Below are 980 nucleotides of genomic sequence, written 5' to 3'. Positions count from 1 at the left end.
TCGCGAAATTTCGCAGTCGCGACGCCAGAGACCGAGGGTTAGATCATGCCTAGCATTCACCTTCCGGCCGCCCGCTAAATATCTCCTTTTGGGTTGTTAATAAAACATCCAATAAGTTGACTGTGCGTGAAAAAGAAAGTTTTGTGTGATGGCGTTGAAGATCGCACCGTTAAGCTCTTATGTGGGATGGTGCAGAGCTCGACGACTACCGATAAAACGCAACCGCCGCAAACAGACAAGAAAAAGCCCCAACTGATAACAGTTGGGGCTTCAGTATTGTGATTGGTGGAGCAATAGCACCCTGAACCCAAAACCTTCTCGCTCAACCGGTAGTGGCTGATAACAACTCGTGAGGGCTATTGCGGGTTAAGCATTTAGCGATGTCTAGGGCCAGACTGGACGTCTGAACGCAAGCCGCTGATACTGTACATAACCACAGTATCAGCGGAGGATACCCATGTCGCTGGCAAGGAACGCCACGGCGAGTCAATCGCCCACTCAAACAAACGGTTACGAACGCCACCAACCCGACCAGACGCTGCTCTACCAGCTGGTTGAGCAGCACTACCCAGCCTTCAAAGCCTCACTCGAAGCCCAAGGTCAACACCTGCCTCGCTACATCCAACAAGAATTCAACGACCTCCTCCAATGTGGCCGTCTGGAGTATGGTTTCATGCGGGTTCGCTGCGAGGATTGTCATCACGAGCGTCTGGTCGCCTTCAGCTGTAAACGACGCGGCTTTTGCCCTAGCTGCGGTGCCCGCCGGATGGCCGAGAGTGCGGCGCTGCTGATAGACGAAGTCTTCCCCAAGGAGCCCATTCGCCAGTGGGTGCTCAGCTTTCCTTTCCAGCTACGCTTTTTGCTGGCTCGCCATCCCCAGCTGATGGGCCAGGTCTTGAGTATCGTCTATCGTACACTCTCAACTCATCTGATCAAAAAAGCCGGTTACACCAAAGCCTCTGCACAAACTGGCTCAGTGA

The 980-nt window shown here is 53.3% G+C and carries 1 protein-coding gene; it reads left to right on the top strand.

The window, feature by feature from the left end; genetic code table 11:
* Positions 1 to 457: 457 nt before the first annotated feature.
* The coding region (locus CHU32_RS27870) for a transposase zinc-binding domain-containing protein (protein WP_176691726.1) at positions 458 to 980 on the top strand (523 nt) is incomplete at its 3' end.

The sequence above is a fragment of the Superficieibacter electus genome, assembly GCF_002915575.1.
Taxonomy (GTDB): Bacteria; Pseudomonadota; Gammaproteobacteria; order Enterobacterales; family Enterobacteriaceae; genus Superficieibacter; species Superficieibacter electus.
The sequence above is the reverse complement of the archived record's forward strand: the minus strand, read 5'-3'. Positions and strand labels throughout refer to the sequence as shown.